The sequence below is a fragment of the Collinsella aerofaciens genome, from assembly GCF_040910265.1.
Taxonomy (GTDB): Bacteria; Actinomycetota; Coriobacteriia; order Coriobacteriales; family Coriobacteriaceae; genus Collinsella; species Collinsella aerofaciens_BK.
The window spans coordinates 1-21,998 of the sequence record NZ_JBDGAW010000008.1 but is presented as its reverse complement, the minus strand read 5'-3'; the positions used below and the strand labels follow the sequence as shown (position 1 = coordinate 21,998).

Sequence of the window (21,998 nt, the reverse complement as noted above, 5' to 3'; positions counted from 1 at the left end):
TTGAGCGCGCCTGCCCGGCATGGACAAATGCCGGGCAGGCGAAACCATCGTTACTGGGCGCTGACGACCTTCTGCCAGTCGGCCTCAAAGCTCGCGAGGCCCTGATCGGTCAGGGGATGGTGCAGGCACTTCTTAAGAGCCGCCATGGGCACGGTCGCGATGTCGGCACCAAGGAGAGCCGCCTGGGTCACGTGGTTGGGCGTACGGACCGAAGCGGTGATGATCTCGACGGTGTCGTCGACATTCTTGCCCGTCCAGTCGTAGTTCTTAATGCAGGTCACGACGTTGTCGAGCTGCGAGATACCGTCCTCGGCGATGTCGTCGAAACGACCGACGAACGGGCTGATGTAACGAGCGCCGGCGCTAGCGGCCATAAGGGCCTGCGTGGGCGAGAAGACGAGCGTCATGTTGACGCGCACACCGGCATCGGCCAGTGCACGGCAGGCGGCGAGGCCGGCCTCGCACACGGGAAGCTTGACCACGATGTTGGGGGCGAGGGCGGCAAGGCGCTTGCCCTCCTCGATCATGCCCTCGGCCGTAGTAGCGGTAGACTCGGCGGAAACGGGCAGGCCCTCGCAGAGCTCGGCGATCTTGAGCATATGAGGCTCAAAGTCGGCAAGCTTGCCGCCGGTCTTGGCGTACAGGGACGGGTTGGTGGTAACACCGGCCAGGCAACCCCAGCTCTTGGCCTCGGCGATCTCGTCCAGGTTGGCGGTATCGATAAAGAACTTCATGGTGAACCCCTTCAAAGGAATCTAAAACTCAAAAGAATGGGACAAAGGAACTGCCCCTTTGTCCCATGTGCTGGGCCTGCAGCTGGGACTTGCCCCAGGCCCGGCGTCGCGTAGGAAAAGCTACTTACTCGGCAAGAGCGGCCTCGATGCGGGTCGTGACGCCCTTAAGATTCAGGCCCACGACATACTGCTTGATCGGACGCTTGATGTGCTCGACCACAAAGCGCTTGCCGTCGATGTCCTGAGTGGCGAGGTTACGATAGAGCTTCTCGACCTGCTCCTTGACCTCGGGGTCATTGAACGCATAGTGACCGGAAACATCCAGGATCTTCAGGCTGAGCTCATCGTCGGCAAGGATGTCGTCGACCTGCAGGTTGACGTCGTCGCCAGTCATCCACTTGCGCCAGCGCTCGGTCTTGATGGCCTTGACCAGCAGGGTGTGGTACAGGTCGGAGGGGTCATCGCACAGACCGTTGTCGACCAGGATCTGCTCGGTGGCGCAGAGCTTGAGGTAGGCGCGGGTCTCCTCGGTGCCATACTGCGGAGCGACGTTGGAGGCGGTCACGTGTGCCGGGATGTGCTCGAGCAGCGTCGCGTCGTCCAGGTAGTCGGCGTTGTGCTCCTTCAGGCCCACGCCGTAGCGCTTGGCCATATCGGCAAGCTCGCGAGCGTTCTTGAAGTTGTAGTGGCCAACCTGCTCCGTCCAGCGGGTAAGGGTACCGGTCTGACCGACGATGAAGGTGGGCATGGGGCATCCGCGCTTCTCGAGCTCGGGCTGCAGCTGAGAGATAAACTCCTCGTACTTGTCGGTGGAGGTCAGGCCGCCATTGGTCTCCTCGGTACCGACCTCATAGGCGACCTCGGGCAGGTTATGCTCGCGACGGTACTGCTCAAGGTAGTCGATAAGATCGATCGTGCGGCGAAGCACCACGTCGAGCGGGATAACCTTACCGATCTGATAGGGGTCCTTGGTCGGATCCACCATCAGCAGGTCGAAGCCGGCCTCCATGTCGGCGACAAAGGACTTGCGAGCAAGCTCCATGGCCTCATCCTCGGGCAGGTGGGCGTTGCGCTCCTCGTCGCGCTGCCACGGACCGCCGTGGTCGCGGCACAGGTAGTACGGACCGGTGTAGCCAACCTCGTCGGCAACCTTCTTGATGTCGGCGGCGAAGCGCGTCTGGTCCCAACCGTTCACGTAGCCGGCGCCCATCTCGTCCATATCGACCTGGTTGCGGCTGGCGATGAACATGGGCGGGAAGTCCTCGTCGCGGGCAAGCTCGAACACGGCCTGGATCAGATTGGGGCTCATGGGGCCAATGCCGACCATAGTTGCGTGATCGCCGCTGTCCTGCAGCTTGAGCATGCCTTGAACGGCCTGACGGATGGTGAGATTGGACATTTTGTTCTCCTTCTCCAGAGGTTTATTGACAAAAGTTCCCTGGGACCCAGATACGGGCCCTATCAGTGCAGATGGATTTTGTTGTGTAGGAGCGGTTGTGCGGAGTCAAATCCATCCCTCCGCACAACCAGAGTCCTTAAAGGTTTACTTGGCCTGCTTATCGAGCGTGGGCTTCATGGCAATCAGGATTGCGGCGGCGACCACGGCGCCAATCACGATGTCCAGGCAGAACAGCGCGACGTTGTTGGTGGCAAGGGCGACGATAAAGCCACCGTGCGGGACGTAGCAGTCGATGCCCTGGAAGGCGGCAAGTGCCGCACCCACGGCAGAGCCGATGCAAATGCCGGGCAGGGTGTGACCGAGGTCCTTGACCGCGAAGGGGATAGCGCCCTCGGTAATACCGATGCAGCCCATGAACAGCGCGGAGATGCCCATCTGGCGGTCAGCGTCATCGAACTTGTTCTTGGCGATGAGCGCAGCGAGGCCACAGGCGATCGGGGGAACGGCGACGGCGACGCGGAACATACCGTTAGGACCGTAGATACCGGAGGCCATGATGGCCATGGTGAAGGTCGAGGCGGTCTTGTTGATGGGGCCACCCATGTCGAAGGCGGTCATAACGCCAATGACCAGACCCAGGACAACGGCGGAACCGCCCTGCAGGCTGCCGAGCACGCTGGTAAGCCAGTCCATCACAAAGCCAAGCGGCGTGGCCAGGATGTAGATATAGGCCATGCCCAGAACAAGCGAGGTCAGGATCGGGATGATCAGGATGGGCATGATGGTCTGGATGGTGTTGTTGACCTTCCAGGTCTTCATCCAGCGAACAAAGTAGCCACAAATGACCGCCATGATCATGGCGCCCAGGAAACCAGTCGAAACGCTGTTGCCGCTAGGGGTAACGACCGCGTTGTTGACCAGATAGCCCAAGACAAAACCAGGGGCGAGCGCGGGCTTGCCGGCCATCGAGTAGGAGATATATGCCGCAAGCACCGGGATCATCATGGAGATGCCGGCCATACCGATGGTGTTAAGGCTCACCATCAGCGGGTTCGTGACCTCCATACCATTGGCGCCGGCGGTGCCGGATGCCAGCGAGAAGGCAAGGAACACGCCGCCGATAACGACAATGGGGATAAAATAGGAAACGCCGGTATTGAATGCATTGAGCAGTGTCTTGCCAGGATCGGCAAAGATGGACTGCTTGGACGCCGGTGTCGGGGCCTGCGGGGCAGCGGAGACGGCCTTCTTCTCTGCCTTGGCCTCGGCCTTGGGCGCGTCAACGGCGCCGCCCGTCGCCTTGATGATTTCAACGGCCTGGTCGATAATCTTTACCGGATCGGCGATCACATCCGAGGTACCGACCTTCAGGAACTTGCCCTCGGCCATCTTCTGCTCAAAACGGTCCTCGTTCTCGACACCCACGTCGACGGACTCGAGCACCAGGTCGGCGGAATCCACGTCTTCCTGCGTCAGCTCGTTCTCGATACCCAGACCACCCTGAGCCTCAACTTTGCACTCGATGCCACGGGCGGCGCATTCATCCTGAATCGCCTTCTGGGCCATATACGTGTGGGCGATACCCACGGTACAGGCGGCAACGCCTACGATCTTCATTGCTTCCCTCTTTTCATAGAGTTGCGTGCGCAAGACACCGTTTGCGGAGGCCTCCGGAGCATCCCCTGCCGTTTGGACTTGCTGTCTTTTCGACAAGACCAATATAGGTGCTCGTTTTTCTTAATGCCAGCTTATTTCGGTAAACGCGCAGGTCAGAGCGTTGGTTATGCGATTTAGTTATGCGTTTAACCAAAAATGAATCCTGCGATTTTACCCTCGATTTCAAAAGTCAAGAAGTATTTGATTTTCTCGGTAGACGGCAGATGCGCATGCCGGTCACAAATTTCGACCCCACCCGTATACCTCATTTGTTGCATACTCATATGAAAGGAAAGGGTCGCTCACCGAAGCGTATCCCTCACCAAGACTCAAAGTCATCATGTTGGAAAATGCTCATCTGTCGGAAGGAGTCGCTGTGGCAAAACAGCGCGTTACGATCGCAGACGTCGCTCGAGAGGCGGGAACCTCGACGGCAAGCGTCTCGTATTACCTCAACGACAAACGAGAAAAACTTAGCGAAAAGACGCAGAACAAAATCGCGCGCGTCATTAAGGAACTCGGATACGTTCCCAATGCCCAGGCGCAAACGCTCACCGGCAAACAAACCCACGTCATCGCCATCATCATTTTGGATAACACCAACAAATGGGCGGGGCTCGTTCTCAATGGCATGGAGCAGGTCATGCTCCCCGCGGGCTACCAGACGGTCGTTTGCACGAGCAACTTTAACCCCGAGACCGAGCTAATGTACGTCGACAAGATGCTCTCGCTGGGCGTCGATGGCTTTATCATCCAGCCCACGGCAAACTTCAAAGCCGTGCACGACCGCATTAGACGCGCCGGCAAGCCGGTCGTCTTTTTCGATGCGGCCATCTATAGCCCAGGTACCAGCTGGATCAAAACCAACCTTTACGACGGCGTGTACAACGCCACACAGGCACTCCTCGACGCCGGCTACGAAGATTTCTTTTCCATTGCCGCCAACATGACCGAGATGCGCACCCGCATGGAGCGTTTTCAGGGGTATGCCGAGGCACTGGCAGCGAACGGACAGCTCTACAAAGCGATTCCCATCGACCACAACAAGCCGTCAATCAACGAGCTTACCGAGTACTTTAAATTCAAGTTCAATCCCGCCAAGCGTACGCTCATCTTTGTCCAAAACCAATGGGCGCTCCCCCGCGTCTACAAGGCACTTCAGCCCATGGCCCATCTGCTTCCGCAGCAAATCGGCCTTTTGGGACTCAACTGCGAAGACTGGACCAACCTCACCACACCGACCGTCTCCACCATCATCGAGCCCGTCGACCAGGAAGGTCGCGAAGCAGCCGAGATGCTGCTCGCCCTACTTGACGGCAGCAGCGAACCCGGCGAGCAGCGCATTCTCGAGTGCAAGCTCAACTGGCTCGACTCCACCTCGATCTAGACCGCGGGACAAATTAATCAGTAGCGTCTATCCCAAATCTTGAGTATTTGTTCGATAGAACGACCTTCGGCGGCTCCTGCTAGACTGGTAGATTCCCAGCCGTCCATCCAGGAGCCTCAATGTCGCGCAAGTCCACCTACAAGCAAGTACTTTCCATCGGCACCGCCGTGGTGCTGGGGTTTGCGCTGTTTACGGGATCGATCGACGGAGCGCCCAAGCTGTTGTCGCCGCAAAGCGATGAGCAGGCGGCGGCTCTGGCCGAAAAGCAAAACGAGAGCCCCAGCCGCACCGACGACGAGGCCGACCTGGTCGCCCGACTCGAATCGGGAACAGCGAGCTCCGCGGACTCCGATGGCGGCGAGGACACCGGCGATGGCACTGAGGCCACCACAACCGACACCGGCGACACTGCCCCGAATAGCGCCGCCACCCCCATCGACGAGGTCGAAAACCCCGACCTCAACCGCGCCCGCGGCGTATACCTCAGCAGCATCCCCGACTATACGGGCAACCCCTACGTCACCCTGCGTGCCGATAGCACCCACCCGCTGGGCACGCCCTCGTTTACGCTCGACGAATATGAGCGCGCCACGGAGGAAGGCTGCTTTAAGAAGTTCTCCAAACTCGACAGCCTGGGCCGCACCCGCAAGGCGCTCGCCTGCGTGGGCCCCGAGTCGCTCGGACAGGGCAAGCGCGGCGACATCTCGCGTATCCACCCCGCCGGCTGGCGCCAGCAACGCTACGACTTTATTCCAGGCCAGAGCCTCTACAACCGCTGCCACCTCATCGCCTGGTCGCTCTGCGGCGAAAACGCCAACCGCAAGAATCTCCTCACCGGCACGCGTTATCTCAACGAGACGGGCATGCTGCCGTTTGAGGAGCAGATTCTCGGCTATATCCGCGAGACAGGTAACCACGTGCTCTACCGCGTCACGCCCATGTATAACGAAGAGGAACTTGTCTGCCGTGGCGTTCGTCTGGAGGCGCAATCGGTCGAGGACCATGGCAAGACGCTCTGCTTCCACGTGTACTGCTATAACTTGCAGCCGCACGTGCAGATCGACTACGGCACTGGCCGCAATCAGGCTTCGGGGGATTAGAGTCGACCACGCCGCCACATCATCCAAAGCCAAAAATGATCCGTTTTCCTCCGTCCCCAAGGGACCAAATAAGGCCGCCCCGGTTACCCAGGGCGGCCTTATTGTCAGCACTTATGGTTCAGACAAAATCACACGCTACTTAGCGCGGCCCTCCTCGTAGCGCTCGACCAGTTTGGCCTGAACGTCGTAGGGCACCTGCTCATAGCCAGCCGGCTTCATGGTAAAGTCGCCCGTGCCGCGCGTGATGGAACGCAGGCGTGTCGAGTAATCCGTCAGCTCGGCAAGAGGCGCCTGGGCAATGACCACGGTATCGCCGCGCTCGTCGGTCTCCATGCCCGTTACGCGACCGCGCGAGGCTGAGATGTCGCCCATCACGGCGCCGGCATAGCTCTCGGGGATGGTCACCGTGACCTCCTCGATGGGCTCCAGCACCACCGGATCGGCGTCGGCGCACGCCTTGCGCAAGCCGATGCGGGCCGCCGCGCGGAAGGCCATCTCGTTGGAGTCGACGCTGTGATACGAACCGTCATACACGGCAACACGGATGCCCGTAAGCGGATAACCAGCGATAATGCCGTCCTTCATGGTCTCCTGAACACCCTTGTCCACGGCGGGAATCAGCGAGCGCGGGATGCGGCCGCCCACGACCTCGTCCACAAACTCATAGCCGTCACTCGTACCGTCGGGCCCAGTGAGCGGTTCCACGCGCAGCCAGCAGTCGCCATACTGACCGGCGCCGCCGGTCTGCTTCTTGTGGCGGCCCTGAGCGCTCGCCGTGCGGCGAATAGTCTCGCGGTACGGGATGCGGATCGGTACGCTCTTGGCCGCGACTTTGGTGCGGTCCTCCAGGCGGTTGAGCAGCACCGATACCTGCGCCTCGCCCACAGCAGAGATAATGGTCTGACCCGTCTCCTCGTCGCGATCGATGCTCATGGTCGGATCGGCCTTGCAGGCCTTCTCGATAAACGTGTAGAGCTTTTCCTCGTCGCCGCGGTTCTCGGCCTCGATAGCGATGCGATACTGCGAGTTGGGGAACTTAAACGCCGCAGCCTCGACCTTGCCGGTAATCGAGAGCGTATCGCCCGTCTCGGCCGCCAGCTTGGGTGCCACGATAATGTCGCCGGCATAGGCGTGACCGACCTCGGTCATGTCGCGGCCGCACATCACATACAGGTGAGCCAGACGGTCGCCCTTGCGGGTACGCGCGTTGATCAGCTCAAGACCCGGCTCAAGCGTACCCGTCAGCACCTTGATAAAGCTGATGCGACCCTGCTGCGGATCGGCCAGGGTCTTAAACACAAACGCCACCGGACGGTCATCGTCGCTCGAAATCTTGAGCGAATCGCCGTCGATAAGCGGCATCTCGCCGTAGTCGGTCGGCGCCGGGAAGTACGTCGCGATGTCGTCCATCAGCGAGTTGACACCCTGCTCCTTAATGCAATCGCCCGCAAAGACCGGCACAAAGATGCGCTCGGCAATCGCCTTCGACAGCAAGCCCTCAAGCTCCTCCTGCGTCAGTGTCTCCTCGCCTTCCAGGTACTTCATCATCAGCTCATCGTCGGCCTCGGCCACCAGCTCGCACAGATGGTCGTGGGCTTCCTCGGCCTGGGCACGATACTCCTCGGGAATCTCCGACTCAACTGCCTCGGCGCCGTTGCAGTGGCGCGCCTTCATACGCACCAGGTCGATAATGCCGTCAAAGTCCTCGCCCTCGCCCCAGGGGAGGGTCACGGCACCCAAACGCGTACCAAAACGCTCCTGCAGCAGGCCCATCGTGGTCGTAAAGCTGGCCTCGGGACGCGACAGGCGGTTCACGAACACCGCACGCGCCAGGCGCAGGTCCTCGGCTGCATACCAAAGCTTAACCGTCGTGGGCTGCGGGCCGGCCTCGGCGTCGACCACGAACAGCGCCGTCTCGCAGACGCTCATCGCGGCAAAGGCGTCGCCGATAAAATCGGGGTAGCACGGGGCATCGAGCACGTTGATGCGGGCGCCCTTCCAATCGATCGGCGCGATGGTCGTCGAGATGGAGAATGAACGCTTGACCTCTTCGGGGTCATAGTCGAGCGTGGGCTTGGTGCCGTCGTGGCCGCCCAGGCGGGCGGTCTTACCGGAAAGGTGGAGCATGGCCTCGGCGAGTGAAGTCTTGCCCACCCCGCCTTGGCCTACGAGAACCACGTTCCTTACGTTGCCGGTCTTGGGAGCACCCATGATGACCTCCTTGCAGGGTCGCGCGCGATGCGCGACGCCAACGGGGAGAGTTCGCGGTCGATGCCGTCCCGGGAGCAGCACGGTCGGCAGCCGAGCCGACTCACCCTCCAAATGTCCTATGCCACCACCCTACCCTTGCAGTCGCCTGTCCATGCAGACCTTTCGGCACGCGTATGAATACGGGCGGCGAGAGGAGGAGGCGAGTATGCGAGGCGATTATTGGACCCCGCCGATGCAAATAAAATGCCGCCGCAGGCCGTAAGACCTGCGGCGGCTTCGCCTCAATTAATAGTTGAGCAAATAGCTGAGCCTACCCCTCGATACGGCTCAAGAACTCACGGGTACGTTGCTCGCGCGGATGATCGATGACCTGCTCGGCAGGCCCCTCCTCGACAATGCGGCCGCCGTCCATAAAGACCACACGATCGGCAACATCGCGCGCAAACTGCATCGCATGGGTCACGATCACCATCGTCATATTCTGCGCGGCAAGGTCTTTAATGACGCGCAGAACCTCGGCCGTCAGCTCCGGATCGAGCGCCGAGGTCGGCTCGTCAAAGAATAGGATTTCCGGATCGAGCGCCAGGGCGCGGGCAATACTCACGCGCTGCTGCTGACCGCCCGAAAGCTCACACGGCACCTTGTTCTCGTTGCCCGTCAGCCCCATTTGCGCAATCAGCTCGTGAGCGCGGGCTTCCGCCTGCTCGCGCGGACGCTTAAGCACGCGAATCGGCGCATCGGTGATGTTTTTCATCACGGTATAGTGCGGGAACAGATTGTAGTTCTGAAACACCAGACCAAACCGCGAGCGCGCCTGTTTGGGTACATCGCCCTTTGCGTACACCGCGCCCGAACCCGCATCCGTCGCGACGGCAAGGTCGCCAAACGAGAGCGAGCCGCCGTCGAGCGTCTCGAGCAGCGTGGCGCAGCGCAGCAGCGTGGACTTACCGCCACCCGAAGGTCCGATAATCGCCACGACCTCGCCACGCTTGACCTCGAGTGAGATATCCTTGAGCACCTCATTGCCGCCAAACGCCTTGCGTGCGTTCGCTATATTCATTACCGAATTAATCATGGTAGTAATCCAATTTTTTCTCGGCAGCACCCAGCAGCATCTCGACCACAAAGTTAAAGACCCAGTAGATCAGCGCCGCGATCGCAAACGGCACCATGCTCACCTGCGAGGCAACCAGCGCCTTGGCCGTCGAGAACATCTCGCCCACGCCGATAGCAAACGCCAGCGACGTGTCCTTGACCAGCGTGATAATCTCGTTGCCCATTGCCGGCAAAATGCGCTTGGCGACCTGGGGCATCACGATATACAGAAACGTCTGCATACGCGAATAGCCCAGTACCTCGGCAGCCTCGTATTGGCCGCGCGGGATGGACTGCAGGCCCGAGCGATAGATCTCGGCAAAGTAACCGGCGTAGTTGATGATGAACGCCACGACGCACGCCGTCCACTTGGAATCGGGCGTGAGCGAAATGCCAAACACGTAGTACGGGGCAAAGTAGATGGCGAACATCTGCAGCATGAGCGGGGTGCCGCGCATAATCGAGATATAGATGCGCGCGATCCAACGGAGCGGCGCAATTCTGCTCATGCGCATAAACGCAACGGGGATTCCCAGCGGAATCGACCCCAGCAGCGTTAGCACAAACAACTGCAGACTGACCAAGAATCCCTGGCCAAGCATCTGCATCATGACTTGGATAGACATTACTTGAGCACCCAATTATCGAAAGACAGACCGTAATCTGCATATTTATCGCAGAGGTCCTTGACCGTGCCATCCTCGTAGAGTGCCTTGAGCGACTCGGTCACGGCGTCGGCCGACTTGGTGTCGCCCTTCTTAAAGCCAACGGCGTAGTGCTCGCTGGACAGCGGCTTGTCGAGCTGCGTATAAGCATCGGGCTTGGCGGCAAGCTGATACTGGGCGATCGAGAGGTCACAGGCAACGGCATCGACTGCACCACTCTCAAGCTGCATAAACGCCGTGTTGTACTCACCGATGGTATCGAGCGTGGCAAACGTCGCGGCCAGATCCTTCTGGTCGCCCTCGAGCACATCCTGTGCGGCGGAATCAGTCTGGGTAATCACGGTCTTGCCGGCAAGATCGTCCCAGCTCTTGATACCCGCGTCCTTCTTGACCACGAGCACCTGCCCGTTAAGCATGTAAGGCTCGGAGAACGTGTAGTCGTCCTCGCGGCCCTCCATGGTAAAGCCGTTCCAGATGCAGTTGATGGCACCCGAGTTGAGCAGCGTGTCCTTGGCATCCCAGTCGATAGCCTCATACTCAACGTCCCAGCCCTGCTTGTCGGCAACGGCCTTGGCAAGGTCGAGGTCAAAACCGGTGTACTCGCCATCGTTGCCTACAAAGCCATACGGAGGATAGGACTTGTCAAAGCCCACGACGAGCTTCTTGGACTCCGCAGCGCCCTTCACGTCCTTGGCTGCGGCAGAACCGGCAGCGGAGCCCTTGCCGGCACCACCGCCGCAGCCGACAAGACCAAGGCCAAGCACCGTGGCGAGTGAGCCGGCTAGACCAACGAACTGACGACGAGACATATCGGTATTCATGGTATCCCCCTTGATAGCACTTTAGTTAGGTAAAGTGAGTCATGTAACGTTCAGAATCATACACTTTAGTGAGATGGAGTACAAGGGAGGGCTTGCCCGGCGTGGGCGGGGAGCGGCGCGTAATTAAGTTTCCTGCTCTACAGTCCTGCGCAAGACGGAAAGCACATTAAGTGCTTTCCTTTGCGTGCGGAACTCGCGATAAACTTAATTACGCGCCGCTCCCCGCCCACGCCGGGCAAACATCGCTGGACTTATCACTGACATGAAATGGACGCTTGCATATCGTCTGCTAGCTTGGCACGGTACAATGCTTGCAGATTTCAATTTATAAATTAGTGGAGTTATTGATGGCAGAATCTCGTGCGGAGCGTAGGGCTCGTCGTGCTTTGGTGGAGGCGGCTGAGGGGTTGAAGGAGGAGAAATCTTCTACGAAATCCAAGTCTTCTAAAGCTGCAAAAAGCAAGTCGGCTAAGGCCAAGCGCTCTGGCTCTCGTCAGGGCGGGGATAAGGCGTCTCACGTTCGTTCCAAGGGCTCGCGCAAGGATTCGGCTCAGCCTACTCGTAAAACCGTGGATCCCAAATCGCCTTGTTCCATCATGAAATCTTGCGGTGGGTGCACGGCGCTCAATCGTCCTTATAAAAAGCAGCTGGCAGCTAAGCAGGCTGCTATGGAGGAGCTTTTTGCTTCGCTTTGTGAGCGTGAGGGTATCGCCGTTGACCCTATTCGCGGTATGGGCGTCACCCTGGGCGATCCGGGTAAATATCCTGCGCCGCGTGGCTTTCGCCATAAGGCTGCCACCCCCTTTGCTCCCGGTAAGGAGGGCGCTGTCCGTTGCGGTTTCTTTGAGCGCGGCACGCACAAGATCGTTGCCGTACCCGAGTGTCCTGTCGAGGCGCCGGGTGCCCGTCAGATTCTCAACGGCATCGCACGCGAAGCTGAGCGGCTGCATATTCCCGCCTTTAATGAGGACAAGCATCTTGGTTTGCTTCGCTATGCCGTCGTCCGCTGCGGCTGGCGTACAGACCAGGTCATGGTTACGCTCGTGACCGCCCAGCGTGACTTACCGCATGCGCAGGAGTTCTTTGAGGCTGTCGCGGCGATCGATCCGCATATCGTCACCGTTGCCCAAAATATCAATGGCCGTCCCGGTAACGCCATCTTGGGTGAGGAGACTCGTGTCGTCTATGGCGCCGAGTGCATGCGCGACCAGCTGCTCGGTTGCGAATTCGATATCTCCCCCACCGCGTTCTATCAGACCAATCCGCAGCAGACCGAGCTGCTCTATCAGCTCGCAATTGACGGCATGGACCTGCAGAAGGGTGACATTCTTATGGACGCTTACTGCGGCAGCGGCACCATCGGTCTGTGCGCCGCGAAGGATGCCCAGGACAGAGGTGTCGGCATTATGCTGCTCGGCGTGGAGCGCAACCCGGCGGGCATTGCCGACGCACGTCGCAATGCCGAGCTCAACGGCCTCACCCGCAGCGCTTGGTTTATGGCCGACGATGCCACCGATTACATCCTGGATGCCGCCGATAACAACGAGCGCGTCGACGTCCTTTCCATCGACCCGCCGCGCGCCGGCTCTACCCTCGAGTTCCTCGAGGCCGCCTGCGCACTTAAGCCGCGCCGCATCACCTATATCAGCTGCAATCCCGCCACCCAAGAGCGCGACCTACACCAGCTCCTCGACGGTGGCTACCGACTGCTCAAGATCACGCCGGTCGACATGTTCCCCCACACCGACCACACCGAGACCGTCGCGGTCCTCGAGCGCCGCTAATTCTCCGGCACGGGAAAGGGGGCGGCCCGCCTGGACCGCCCCCTTTCATTGGGCATATGAGTCTCGTTACATCCCCTTGCGCAGGTCGCACACGCCGGCTGCCGCCATCTCGTGCAGTAGCGTCTCGCGATCGCGCGTCACGATCAGGTCCAGCGGGAAGTGAATCTCGTCGAGCAACTTGCGGGCGTGCTCGAGCTTGCCAATGGCCATACCAATGTGGGCATCGGTCGACACACCAATACCCACGCCCAGCTCGGCGCAGCGCTCGGCGATCTTGCGACATACGGCCCAATGCTCAGTGTCGGCACCATGCTCAAGACTATGGTTGTTAATCTCGATAATCTTGTGCTTGGCCTTGGCCGCCAGTAGCACCTCATCGATATCGAACGGCACGCCCGAACGACCCGTATGCCCAAGCATGAACACCTTGGGATGCTCCAGGGCATTGATATACATCTGGGTCGTTTGGGCGAGCGTCGCGCCTTCGGCAAACTGCGGATTATGCACGCTTGCCACCAAATAATCCAAATTACGCGTCACCAAATCGAACAGCGAATGCTGGTGACTGTACGAATCGCCGGCAATATCGAGCGACACGGGAATGTCCTCGCCAAACAGGCTTCCGTCCAGCGAAACGATATCGGCCTCGGCGCCGCGAAGCACCAGCACGCCGCTCCAAATACGCGGCCAGATATCCTGGTTAATAAAGAACTGGAAACTGCGCAGGTCGTTGGGGCAAGCCGTAACCATCGAGCTCAGATGGTCGGCAGATCCGAGCACCTGCAGGCCACGTTCCGCCGCCCAGTACACATTCTCCTCAATGGTTGAGTACGCATGCGCGGAGAACAACGTATGAGTATGAATATCACAAGAAAGAAGGTAGGGCATCAGGTCTCCTTGTCCAGTATGGCCGTCGCGTATATTCATTGTACGCATAGCCTTCGGCAGTCGTAAAACCGCTTCATCCCAATCACACAACGGCACAGACAACGGGGTCCGGCTTAACACCAAACCCCGTTTCACGTAAAACATTGTAAGCAGAGCGCTTTACTTTCGACGATATTCGTCGGCCAGTTGCTTCCAGGCAGGCAACGAATTGACGATGGTCTCGTAGCTCACGCAGTAGCCCAAGCGGAACCAGCCCGGCATGCCAAAACTGTCCGAGGGCACCGCGAGCAGCTCATACTTCTTCGCGCGCTCGCAGAAAGCGTTCGCATCGGGCTCCAGCGCCTTCACCCACAGGTAGAATGCACCATCCGGCTCAACATAGGTGTAGCCGTACTCCGCTAGTGCATCGGTAAGCGCGGTGCGGTTGCGTGCATAGGCCTCAACGTCACTCGGCTCATCGATGCAGTCGATAATTACGCGCTGGAAGAGCGCCGGCGCGCACACGAAGCCCAGCGTACGGGCGGCACCGGCAACGGCGGGCATTAGACGAGCTGCCTGAGGGTTCGTATTGGGAACCAGAATCCAGCCCACACGCTCGCCCGGCAGCGAAAGCGACTTGGAATACGAGTAGCACACGATGGTGTGTTCGTAGATCGAAGGCACCCACGGCACCTCGGCACCATAGACGATCTCGCGATACGGTTCATCCGAGATCAGCATGATCGGGTTCTCGGGATCGCGCTTGGCGTTGACCTCGCGTAAAACATTAGCCAGGCGCGTCAGGGTATCGCGCGTATACACGGCGCCGGTCGGGTTGTTGGGTGAGTCGATAATGACCGCTGCCGTCTTGTCGGTAATGGCCTTAAGAACGTTGCCCACGCTCAGCTGGAATGTGTCTTCGTTGGCAAGCGCCTCGACACACGTGCAGCCAGCCTTCTCGATCCACACGCAGTATTCCGGAAAATACGGCGCGATAACGATAACCTCATCGCCCGGATTAGTGATGGCGTTGAGCGTGCAGGTGAGCGAAGCCGCCGCACCCACGGTCATAAAGACGTCCTTGCCCTCATAGCTCGTGTCAAAGCGACGGTTGAGCGACTCGGCCACGGCGGAGCGACACTGCGGCAGGCCCGGTGCGGGCGTGTAGCCATGCAGCTGATCGCTCGGCAGCTCAAGCGCCTTTTTGATAGATTTCGCGACGGCAGCGGGCGCCGGAACGCTCGGGTTGCCCAGCGAGAAATCGAACACGTTTTCCGCGCCGATTTGCGCCTTACGCTCAAGGCCATAGCTAAAAATCTCGCGGATGATGGAGCTTTCCGCACCGCGAGCATACATAGTTTCGTTGATCATCTGTTCCCCTTTCGCATAGGCGCTATTGTACGCTTTAGTCGGGCAAAGCGCCGCAGCAATGTTGATTGGGGACAGACTTAAATGGGTGAAAACGCTCATTTAAGTCTGTCCCCAATCAACAAAAAGAAAAAGCCTCCCCAGGTTTCCCCGCAGAGGCTTTCGCCACAAAGGCTATTTGTCGGCGTCGGTGTCGGTACCGGCATTGGCGGCACAGTCATCGCCGGCATCATCGGATGCGGCTTCGGCATCCTCCTGCATGGCCGCCTGCGCAAAGGCTGCGGCATCAGCCGCCAGCTCCTCCTCGCTCATACGAGGCGCGCGCTTCTTGGTCGGCATACCGGCCGCCTTGGCATTGCGCTCCTCCTTGGCCGCCAGGATATCGCCCTCGCGCTCAAGGTAGGCGTCCCACTCGTTGTCGAGCAGGGCGTTCACGGCGTCGCCTTCGACGGTCTCGCGCTCAAGCAGTACCTTGGCCATCAAATCGAGCTGGTCGCGACGGGCATCCAAAATCTCGACCGCACGACGATGGGCCTCGCGCATGATGCGCTGAACCTCGATATCGATGCGGCGCGCCGTCTCCTCGGAGTAATCCTGGTGATCGGCGTAATCGCGGCCCAGGAATACCTGATGCTGCGCCTCACCAAACACCTGCGTTCCAAGTTCCTCGCTCATGCCCAGGCGCGTGACCATCTCGCGCGCCATCTTGGTCGCGCGCTCCAGGTCGTTGCTCGCGCCCGACGTGATGTCGTCGCACATGAGTTCCTCGGCAACGCGACCGCCCAAGAACACGGCAAGCTCGTCGAGCATCTCGTTCTTGGTCTTAAGGAAGTGGTCCTCCTGCGGAAGCTGCAGCGTGTAGCCCAGCGCCTGGCCGCGGCTGACGATCGAGATCTTGTGAACCGGATCGGAGTGCTCCAGGATGTGGCCCACCAGGGCATGGCCGCTCTCGTGGTAGGCAATCGTGGTGCGCTCGGCCTCGGTCATCACGCGACCCTTGCGCTGCGGACCGGCAATCACGCGCTCCATCGATTCCTCGACCTCGTCCATCGAGATCACGGAACGATGGCGGCGGGCAGCCAGCAGCGCAGACTCGTTGAGCAGATTTGCCAGATCGGCGCCGGTGAAGCCAACGGTCATCTGGGCGAGCTTCTCAAACTTCACGTCCTCGTCCATCGGCTTGTTCTCGGCATGCACGCGCAAGATCTGCTCGCGGCCCTTCACATCCGGACGGTCGACCGTAACCTGACGGTCAAAACGACCGGGGCGCAGCAATGCCGGATCCAGGATGTCAGGACGGTTGGTCGCAGCGATCAGGATGACCGACTCGCTCTCCTCAAAACCGTCCATCTCGACCAGCAGCTGGTTGAGCGTCTGCTCGCGCTCGTCGTGACCGCCGCCCAAGCCAGCTCCGCGTTGACGTCCCACGGCATCGATCTCATCGATGAAGATGATCGACGGGGCCTGGGACTTGGCCTCCTTAAAGAGGTCGCGCACACGGCTGGCGCCGACACCCACGAACATCTCGACAAAGTCGGAACCCGAGATGCTAAAGAACGGCACGCCCGCCTCGCCGGCAACGGCCTTGGCCAGCAGCGTTTTACCGGTGCCCGGAGGGCCCACCAGCAACACGCCACGCGGGATCTTGGCACCCAGCTTGCGATAGCGATCCGGATCGCTCAAAAAGTCGCGAATCTCCTCGAGCTCCTCGACCGCCTCGTCCACGCCGGCAACGTCTTCAAACTTGACCTTGGGGCGCGTGGCCTCGTTGGTCTTGGCGTTGGTCTTGCCAAACTGCATGTTCCTGTTGTTGGCGCCCATCATCTGGCGCATAAAGTAGAACATGATGGCGATCAGGGCGATCGTCGGAAGCACGCTCATCGCCAGGTCGCCCCAAAAATCGGGATCGTTGGTGTTGACGATGTACTTGGTATCGGGGTGCTCCGCCATAAGCTCGGCAAGCGAATCGGAGCCGACATAGGTCGAGGAGAAGCTCTTGAGCTCGCTCGTATCGCCCTTGTCCTTCTTCGTCTTCCAGTAATGACCCGTCACGCTTCCGTCTTGAACCGTATAGGTCAAATCTTCGACGCGATCCTGCTTGATGGCACTCACCATCTCGCTCGTCGCGAGCTTAACGGTATTGCTGGAATTGGCAAAGCCGGAGCCCATGTTAAAGAAGGCGTAGCCCAGGAGCGCGCAAGCCAAAATAAAATACAGCCAGCCCGTACGCGTGGGCTTCTTGCCTCCGGGCATCCCCGGGATCTTAGGCTCCCGGGGAGTCTGGGAATTGTTATCGTTACGGTCGTCGGGCATCTTACGAATAAACCTCCGGTTTCAAAATGCCCAGATACGGAAGGTTACGATAGCGCTCGGCATAGTCGAGGCCGTAGCCCACCACAAAGGCATCGGGGCAATGGGTTCCAACATACTTGGGCGTGATGGCCGAGGTACGGTCCTCAACGTCCTTCCACAGGAAGGCGGCGACCTCCAGAGAAGCTGGCTTGCGGCTCTCGAGGTTCTTCATCAGATACTTGAGCGTCAGGCCCGAGTCCAGAATGTCCTCGACGATCAGCACGTCGCGACCGCGGATGTCGATATCCAGGTCCTTAATGATACGCACGATACCCGAGGACTTCACGCCGTCGCCATAGCTCGAAACAGCCATGAAATCGATGTTGGTCGGCAGCTCGATCTTGCGCATCAGGTCGCCCATAAAGACCACGGCGCCGCGCAGGACCGCAATCAGCACCAGATCCTTACCCGCGTAGTCGCGAGTAATCTGCTCGCCTAGGCGAGAGACGATACCGTCGATATCCTCCTGCGTAAACAGAACCTTCTCGATATCCGGATGTTGAGAAGCCATGACAACCCTTTCTTGTGCTTATCGCCCACACACCGCCGTATGGACGCGAACTTCACATTCTAGCAGCGCACGGGGTATATTTTCCAGCCCGTACGCCATCAGCGCGGGAATACCGTCAACGTCGCACAGAATAGCTGGCGTGGGATGCTATTCCGCATCGACCACACGAAGCAGATACGCCACGCGCGTTGCGGCCGTGCATTTAAAACGCTCGTCCGTGCGAACGCCTGCGACCCATACCACGGCACCTCCCGGAGCCGTTCTCACCACAGGAACGCCTGCGCGCTCAGAGACGGGAATACGAGCCTCGTTGAGCAGGTCGGACACCTTCTTACTTCGCCCACTCATGCCCAACGGACACATCACATCCCCCGGCGCGGGTCCGTCTACCCACAGACGTGCCAAACGCGCCTCGGCGGGAATCTCCCCGCGCGAGCCGGCGAGCATCCGTTCGCTATCGCGATCGGCAAAGCCCAGCGTCGCGGCATCCACCATAGCGGCCACCCCTCCGGCACCCGCGAGTTCGCGGGCACGGCGCACAATATCGCACCCCGGCTCGACGGCCATTGGCTCTGCCACCAGGATGCGGCCCGCCCCCAGCGGCAATCGACCGGGAATGGTGACCCAATCGGCAACTAACCCCTCGCGCGCCGCCGGGGCCTTGAATGACAGCATGCCAAACTCCACGCGCACATCGATTCCCGCCGGCAGCGTGACCGAACCCGAGCCTTCGGCGACACAGGCGAGCACGCGCTCCACATGCCGCATCTCCGGGCGAGCGTCGGGGTCGATACGCTTAATTGCCAGTCGTACCATGCGCCGAGCAATCACCACCTCGGCCGCGGCCAGTCGGCGAGCGTCAAGGACCAGTGCACCCGCCGCCTCCTTGCGCAGGCAGCTTCGAAACGCCTGCGCGGAAAGCTGGGAAAGAAAGGCGTCCTCATCGCCCAGAATTTCGCAAGCGGCGCCAATCGTCTTACAGACGCTCGCGTTGCGCTGCGCCACCACCGGCATCACTCGATGACGCACGTAGTTACGCAAGTACGACACGTCCTCGTTGCTCTCGTCCTCTCGCCACGGCTGACCATGCACCTGCAGATAGCCCACGAGCTCATCATGAGTCAGGTCGAGCAAGGGACGCACCACGATATTCCTCCGGCGAGGAATGCTCGATAGACCAGCGGGCCCCGAACCCTTAATCGCGTTCATCAAAAACGTTTCCGCGCGATCCGAAGACGTGTGCGCGGTGCAGATACGAGCCGCCGTTCGCGGTGCCCCCGTCTGGGCGCAGAGCTCACGAACATACCTCCGCGCCGCGGCATAGCGCACCTCGCGGGCAGCCGCCTCGATATTGCCCGATTCATCATCAAAATAGGCATGCTCAACACACAGCGGCAAGCCATATTGTGCGCATAGGCCGCGCACAAAGGCCTCGTCGCCATCGGATGCCTCACCGCGCAGATGATGGTTCACATGCAGCACGTGCAGTCGCTCGCGCGCGATGGGAGCTACACCACGCCCATCCTGAATATCCAACTTTGATGTGCACGCCATAAGGAGCAAAGCCGTCGAGTCCGCACCACCTGATACCATGAGCACCACGGGGGCAGCCGTCTGCCGCGTTGCCAGAGCTTTATCATCAGCCCACGATGCAGCATGGTGTCCATAATGCTGAGATACCGTTGGCATTTGCTTCCTCCTCTATTCGTTCGCACCCATTGTATCCTTTGGAATCTTATGTCTCGTCTGCACCTTCATATCCTTGGCAGCGGCTCAAAAGGCAACTGCGCGCTCATCGAAGGCCCCCGGGGGCTCATCATGATTGACGACGGTCTTTCTCGCCGCGAGACATTAAAGCGCATGACAGAACTGGGGCTCTCGGCAGACAACGTCTCGGCTCTTCTCATTACTCATGAGCATACCGATCACATCAAGGGCCTCGATGTCTGGTGCAAGCACTGGCACGGCCCCCTCTTTGCCAGCAGGGGCACACTTTCGAGCAAAGAAAATCTTTCGCATCTGCCTGTCGAGGAATTCGATCCCGGTGACACCCTATCCATTGCCGGCATCCAGGTGCAAACCTACTCAACATCACACGATGTCATAAATCCAGTCGGCTATCGATTCGACGCCCTCGATGATTCCATCGGCTTTGCCACCGACACCGGAGAGCTATCGAGCCAGGCCATGAACACCCTCAAAGATTGTCGAGTCCTCGCGCTCGAAAGCAACCACGATGTGACCATGCTGCGCGAGGGAGAATATCCCCGCTTTCTTCAGGAGCGCATCCTATCTACAAAAGGGCATCTGTCCAACGATCAGGCCGCCGAAGCCGCACGTGAGCTTGTTACCGATCGCACCGAACAGCTCATTGCCATGCATATCAGCCAAGATAACAATCGCCCGAGTCTTACCGTCAAAAGCTATGCCAAAGCTCTAGCCGCAACCCTGGATGACGGGGTCGGCAGCTCCGCCACCCTTCTCCAAGGATCGCGAAATCTCTCGATACGCCCCGCAAGCCAGTATCGGCCAGCAACCATTCAATAGACTGTCCTAGACAGCAAAAGGGGCCGGGAATCGCTTCCCAGCCCCTTTTGTTATCTTTTAATAGCGCAGAACACCAACGAAGTTAGTCGATGGAGATCTTCGTAACGTTCTTCTTCTCGACAATCTTGGGAACCGTAACGGTCAGGATGCCGTCGGCGTACTTAGCCGAGAGACCCTCGCTCGAAGCATCCTTGAGATACACACCACGCGTCGCGCTGTACGAGCTGAACTCCTTCTGCAGGAAGTTCTTGCCCTCGTTCTCCTCGTCTTCCTCGACATTCACGCTAATGGACAGACGGCCCTCGTTAAGCTCGACATCGATATCGTCCTTGGCGACGCCGGTCAGATAAGCCTTGACCTCATAGCCATCGCCCTTATCCTCAACGTCAACGGGGAACGCCTTAGAGGCAATCGAGCTGTTCGCTAGGTCGCTCATATCATCAAACAGATCGAACAGCGAGCTTGCAGAGGGACGAACGCCAAAAACCGAACGATAAGGAACCATGCTTGCCATGTTTACCACTCCTTTATAGGACTGCCGAGTCATCTTCTAGGTGACTGGGACTTCTTTTGACGCACTTATATATGCCCACCCGGTGCTTATATATACATCGACTATAAAGTTTTTTAAGTCCAATACTATAAGCATATCTAAGTGCATATGACTCAGGTATTAGGAAGGTTAAGGTTCTTTGAACCAGAGCTTAAATAACGAGTATGTCCGCAGCCACAAATAACAAGGGGCTTACAATGGGCGCGTATACGTTGTTGGTAACGAGCTAAAGGGCATCATGGACGACCAAAACCAGAACAATATGTTTATGCCGACGCAGGGGGAAGATATTTCCACGCAGCCGCCACGGTTCCATCGCCCCCACATCTCGCAAGAGCCCATTAATGATGCAGAGCCCGAATATGTGACGAGAAATCGATATCAAACGCTCGAGGATGCCCAAACGGGACGTAAGCACATGGGCGTCGCATCGAGCGATCCCGTATATCTGAAAGATGCACCGTTATCAAAAAACAGCGCAATCAATGACGACCCGACGAAAACGCCCATAACTCGGCAGCAAAGAGGTCCCCGACCTAAGCAAACCTTAACGCATTCGGCTCGTTATCTCGAAACGCCAAAACAAGGGAAAACGATCTTCGTTTCATCAAGCAAACGACGTAAGCAGCATCGACTCCAATTCCTACTTTTGATCATTGTGGTCATAGCAGTTGCCCTTGTGATTCGATTTATTGTCTTTAAATAAAAGCTCATTACCCATAAGCCCAACCGGGTTACAGGTGAGATGCAACTATATTGTGAAGTGTTAACGAAAAAAAGGGGGAGGCCGCGAGGCCTCCCCCTTCTTCAAGTCATCCGACGGCTCGGTGCCGTCCACCGGTCAGCGGCGCCCTGGCCTCCCACGGGCTGACCCCGCAGTACTCTCGGCGCGATGGGGCTTAGCTTCCGGGTTCGGAACGGGACCGGGCGTGCCCCCCATGCTCTGGC

The 21,998-nt window shown here is 59.1% G+C and carries 18 protein-coding genes and 1 rRNA gene; 5 read left to right on the top strand and 14 right to left on the bottom strand.

Going from position 1 to position 21,998, the window contains the following annotated elements; translation table 11 throughout:
- Positions 1-50 precede the first annotated feature (50 nt).
- The 3 genes from fsa to AB5Z14_RS04915 all read right to left on the bottom strand — a co-directional run bounded on the left by fsa (position 51) and on the right by AB5Z14_RS04915 (position 3,750).
- Positions 51-734, bottom strand: a complete 684-nt coding sequence (gene fsa / locus AB5Z14_RS04925; RefSeq protein ID WP_368130527.1) for a fructose-6-phosphate aldolase — start codon at positions 732-734, stop codon at positions 51-53.
- 124 nt (positions 735-858) lie between these two features.
- The gene (locus AB5Z14_RS04920) at positions 859-2,133 is read right to left on the bottom strand and encodes a class II D-tagatose-bisphosphate aldolase non-catalytic subunit (protein WP_368130525.1); all 1,275 of its coding nucleotides are present in this window, start codon (positions 2,131-2,133) and stop codon (positions 859-861) included.
- A gap of 144 nt (positions 2,134-2,277) precedes the next feature.
- On the bottom strand, positions 2,278-3,750 hold the full coding sequence (locus AB5Z14_RS04915) for a PTS fructose transporter subunit IIC (protein WP_368130524.1): 1,473 nt from the start codon (positions 3,748-3,750) through the stop codon (positions 2,278-2,280).
- Between the two features lie 415 nt (positions 3,751-4,165).
- On the opposite strand from AB5Z14_RS04915, the gene AB5Z14_RS04910 reads away from it, so the two are divergent.
- Both AB5Z14_RS04910 and AB5Z14_RS04905 read left to right on the top strand, forming a co-directional pair.
- Positions 4,166-5,176, top strand: a complete 1,011-nt coding sequence (locus AB5Z14_RS04910) for a LacI family DNA-binding transcriptional regulator (RefSeq protein WP_040359542.1) — start codon at positions 4,166-4,168, stop codon at positions 5,174-5,176.
- Between the two features lie 119 nt (positions 5,177-5,295).
- Positions 5,296-6,276: a DNA/RNA non-specific endonuclease gene (locus tag AB5Z14_RS04905; RefSeq protein ID WP_368130523.1), complete on the top strand. Its 981-nt coding sequence runs from the start codon at positions 5,296-5,298 to the stop codon at positions 6,274-6,276.
- A 135-nt stretch (positions 6,277-6,411) separates the two neighbouring features.
- On the opposite strand, the gene AB5Z14_RS04900 is transcribed toward AB5Z14_RS04905, so the two are convergent.
- From AB5Z14_RS04900 to AB5Z14_RS04885, 4 genes are all read right to left on the bottom strand, one after another.
- Entirely contained in the window at positions 6,412-8,487 is a 2,076-nt protein-coding gene (locus AB5Z14_RS04900) for an elongation factor G (protein ID WP_368130522.1), read from the bottom strand.
- A 310-nt stretch (positions 8,488-8,797) separates the two neighbouring features.
- Complete coding sequence (locus tag AB5Z14_RS04895; protein ID WP_118081730.1) at positions 8,798-9,562, bottom strand: amino acid ABC transporter ATP-binding protein; 765 nt, start codon at positions 9,560-9,562, stop codon at positions 8,798-8,800.
- Positions 9,555-10,208, bottom strand: a complete 654-nt coding sequence (locus AB5Z14_RS04890) for an amino acid ABC transporter permease (RefSeq protein WP_368130521.1) — start codon at positions 10,206-10,208, stop codon at positions 9,555-9,557. Before AB5Z14_RS04890 ends, AB5Z14_RS04895 begins: the two co-directional genes overlap by 8 nt.
- A complete protein-coding gene (locus AB5Z14_RS04885; protein WP_368130519.1) occupies positions 10,208-11,068 on the bottom strand; it encodes a transporter substrate-binding domain-containing protein in 861 nt (286 codons plus the stop codon). The genes AB5Z14_RS04890 and AB5Z14_RS04885 overlap by 1 nt, the downstream gene beginning before the upstream one ends.
- Before the next feature lie 389 nt (positions 11,069-11,457).
- Between AB5Z14_RS04885 and rlmD the strand changes: the two genes are divergently transcribed.
- Positions 11,458-12,852: a 23S rRNA (uracil(1939)-C(5))-methyltransferase RlmD gene (gene rlmD / locus AB5Z14_RS04880; protein ID WP_438265652.1), complete on the top strand. Its 1,395-nt coding sequence runs from the start codon at positions 11,458-11,460 to the stop codon at positions 12,850-12,852.
- 66 nt (positions 12,853-12,918) lie between these two features.
- On the opposite strand, the gene AB5Z14_RS04875 is transcribed toward rlmD, so the two are convergent.
- The 5 genes from AB5Z14_RS04875 to tilS all read right to left on the bottom strand — a co-directional run bounded on the left by AB5Z14_RS04875 (position 12,919) and on the right by tilS (position 19,639).
- Positions 12,919-13,740, bottom strand: coding sequence for a phosphatase (locus tag AB5Z14_RS04875; protein ID WP_368130518.1), 822 nt, complete (start codon positions 13,738-13,740; stop codon positions 12,919-12,921).
- A 159-nt stretch (positions 13,741-13,899) separates the two neighbouring features.
- On the bottom strand, positions 13,900-15,090 hold the full coding sequence (locus AB5Z14_RS04870; RefSeq protein WP_368130517.1) for a pyridoxal phosphate-dependent aminotransferase: 1,191 nt from the start codon (positions 15,088-15,090) through the stop codon (positions 13,900-13,902).
- A 171-nt stretch (positions 15,091-15,261) separates the two neighbouring features.
- Complete coding sequence (gene ftsH / locus AB5Z14_RS04865; protein WP_368130515.1) at positions 15,262-17,340, bottom strand: ATP-dependent zinc metalloprotease FtsH; 2,079 nt, start codon at positions 17,338-17,340, stop codon at positions 15,262-15,264.
- A 61-nt stretch (positions 17,341-17,401) separates the two neighbouring features.
- Entirely contained in the window at positions 17,402-17,950 is a 549-nt protein-coding gene (gene hpt / locus AB5Z14_RS04860) for a hypoxanthine phosphoribosyltransferase (protein WP_117774133.1), read from the bottom strand.
- A gap of 147 nt (positions 17,951-18,097) precedes the next feature.
- Positions 18,098-19,639: a tRNA lysidine(34) synthetase TilS gene (gene tilS / locus AB5Z14_RS04855; protein ID WP_368130514.1), complete on the bottom strand. Its 1,542-nt coding sequence runs from the start codon at positions 19,637-19,639 to the stop codon at positions 18,098-18,100.
- Positions 19,640-19,687: 48 nt separating this feature from the next.
- Here tilS and AB5Z14_RS04850 point away from each other — a divergent pair, with 48 nt between their 5' ends.
- Positions 19,688-20,497, top strand: coding sequence for an MBL fold metallo-hydrolase (locus tag AB5Z14_RS04850; RefSeq protein ID WP_368130512.1), 810 nt, complete (start codon positions 19,688-19,690; stop codon positions 20,495-20,497).
- 82 nt (positions 20,498-20,579) lie between these two features.
- Here the strand turns inward: AB5Z14_RS04850 and AB5Z14_RS04845 are convergent, their stop codons facing one another.
- Complete coding sequence (locus tag AB5Z14_RS04845) at positions 20,580-21,011, bottom strand: Hsp20/alpha crystallin family protein (RefSeq protein WP_035138719.1); 432 nt, start codon at positions 21,009-21,011, stop codon at positions 20,580-20,582.
- 277 nt (positions 21,012-21,288) lie between these two features.
- On the opposite strand from AB5Z14_RS04845, the gene AB5Z14_RS04840 reads away from it, so the two are divergent.
- A complete protein-coding gene (locus tag AB5Z14_RS04840) occupies positions 21,289-21,756 on the top strand; it encodes a hypothetical protein (protein WP_368130511.1) in 468 nt (155 codons plus the stop codon).
- Positions 21,757-21,889: 133 nt separating this feature from the next.
- Here AB5Z14_RS04840 and rrf read toward each other — a convergent pair.
- Positions 21,890-21,998: ribosomal RNA gene (gene rrf / locus AB5Z14_RS04835) — 5S ribosomal RNA — on the bottom strand; the annotation flags it as partial.

What these genes read in the sequence shown, in the direction of transcription:
- tilS (WP_368130514.1), bottom strand. Translation starts at nt 19,639, where the DNA reads ATGCCAACGGTATCTCAGCATTATGGACACCATGCTGCATCGTGGGCT.
- ftsH (WP_368130515.1), bottom strand. Translation starts at nt 17,340, where the DNA reads ATGCCCGGAGGCAAGAAGCCCACGCGTACGGGCTGGCTGTATTTTATT.
- fsa (WP_368130527.1), bottom strand. Translation starts at nt 734, where the DNA reads ATGAAGTTCTTTATCGATACCGCCAACCTGGACGAGATCGCCGAGGCC.
- AB5Z14_RS04915 (WP_368130524.1), bottom strand. Translation starts at nt 3,750, where the DNA reads ATGAAGATCGTAGGCGTTGCCGCCTGTACCGTGGGTATCGCCCACACG.
- AB5Z14_RS04840 (WP_368130511.1), top strand. Translation starts at nt 21,289, where the DNA reads ATGGACGACCAAAACCAGAACAATATGTTTATGCCGACGCAGGGGGAA.
- AB5Z14_RS04850 (WP_368130512.1), top strand. Translation starts at nt 19,688, where the DNA reads ATGTCTCGTCTGCACCTTCATATCCTTGGCAGCGGCTCAAAAGGCAAC.
- AB5Z14_RS04870 (WP_368130517.1), bottom strand. Translation starts at nt 15,090, where the DNA reads ATGATCAACGAAACTATGTATGCTCGCGGTGCGGAAAGCTCCATCATC.
- hpt (WP_117774133.1), bottom strand. Translation starts at nt 17,950, where the DNA reads ATGGCTTCTCAACATCCGGATATCGAGAAGGTTCTGTTTACGCAGGAG.
- AB5Z14_RS04895 (WP_118081730.1), bottom strand. Translation starts at nt 9,562, where the DNA reads ATGATTAATTCGGTAATGAATATAGCGAACGCACGCAAGGCGTTTGGC.
- AB5Z14_RS04845 (WP_035138719.1), bottom strand. Translation starts at nt 21,011, where the DNA reads ATGGCAAGCATGGTTCCTTATCGTTCGGTTTTTGGCGTTCGTCCCTCT.
- AB5Z14_RS04875 (WP_368130518.1), bottom strand. Translation starts at nt 13,740, where the DNA reads ATGCCCTACCTTCTTTCTTGTGATATTCATACTCATACGTTGTTCTCC.
- AB5Z14_RS04905 (WP_368130523.1), top strand. Translation starts at nt 5,296, where the DNA reads ATGTCGCGCAAGTCCACCTACAAGCAAGTACTTTCCATCGGCACCGCC.
- AB5Z14_RS04890 (WP_368130521.1), bottom strand. Translation starts at nt 10,208, where the DNA reads ATGTCTATCCAAGTCATGATGCAGATGCTTGGCCAGGGATTCTTGGTC.
- AB5Z14_RS04885 (WP_368130519.1), bottom strand. Translation starts at nt 11,068, where the DNA reads ATGAATACCGATATGTCTCGTCGTCAGTTCGTTGGTCTAGCCGGCTCA.
- AB5Z14_RS04920 (WP_368130525.1), bottom strand. Translation starts at nt 2,133, where the DNA reads ATGTCCAATCTCACCATCCGTCAGGCCGTTCAAGGCATGCTCAAGCTG.
- AB5Z14_RS04900 (WP_368130522.1), bottom strand. Translation starts at nt 8,487, where the DNA reads ATGGGTGCTCCCAAGACCGGCAACGTAAGGAACGTGGTTCTCGTAGGC.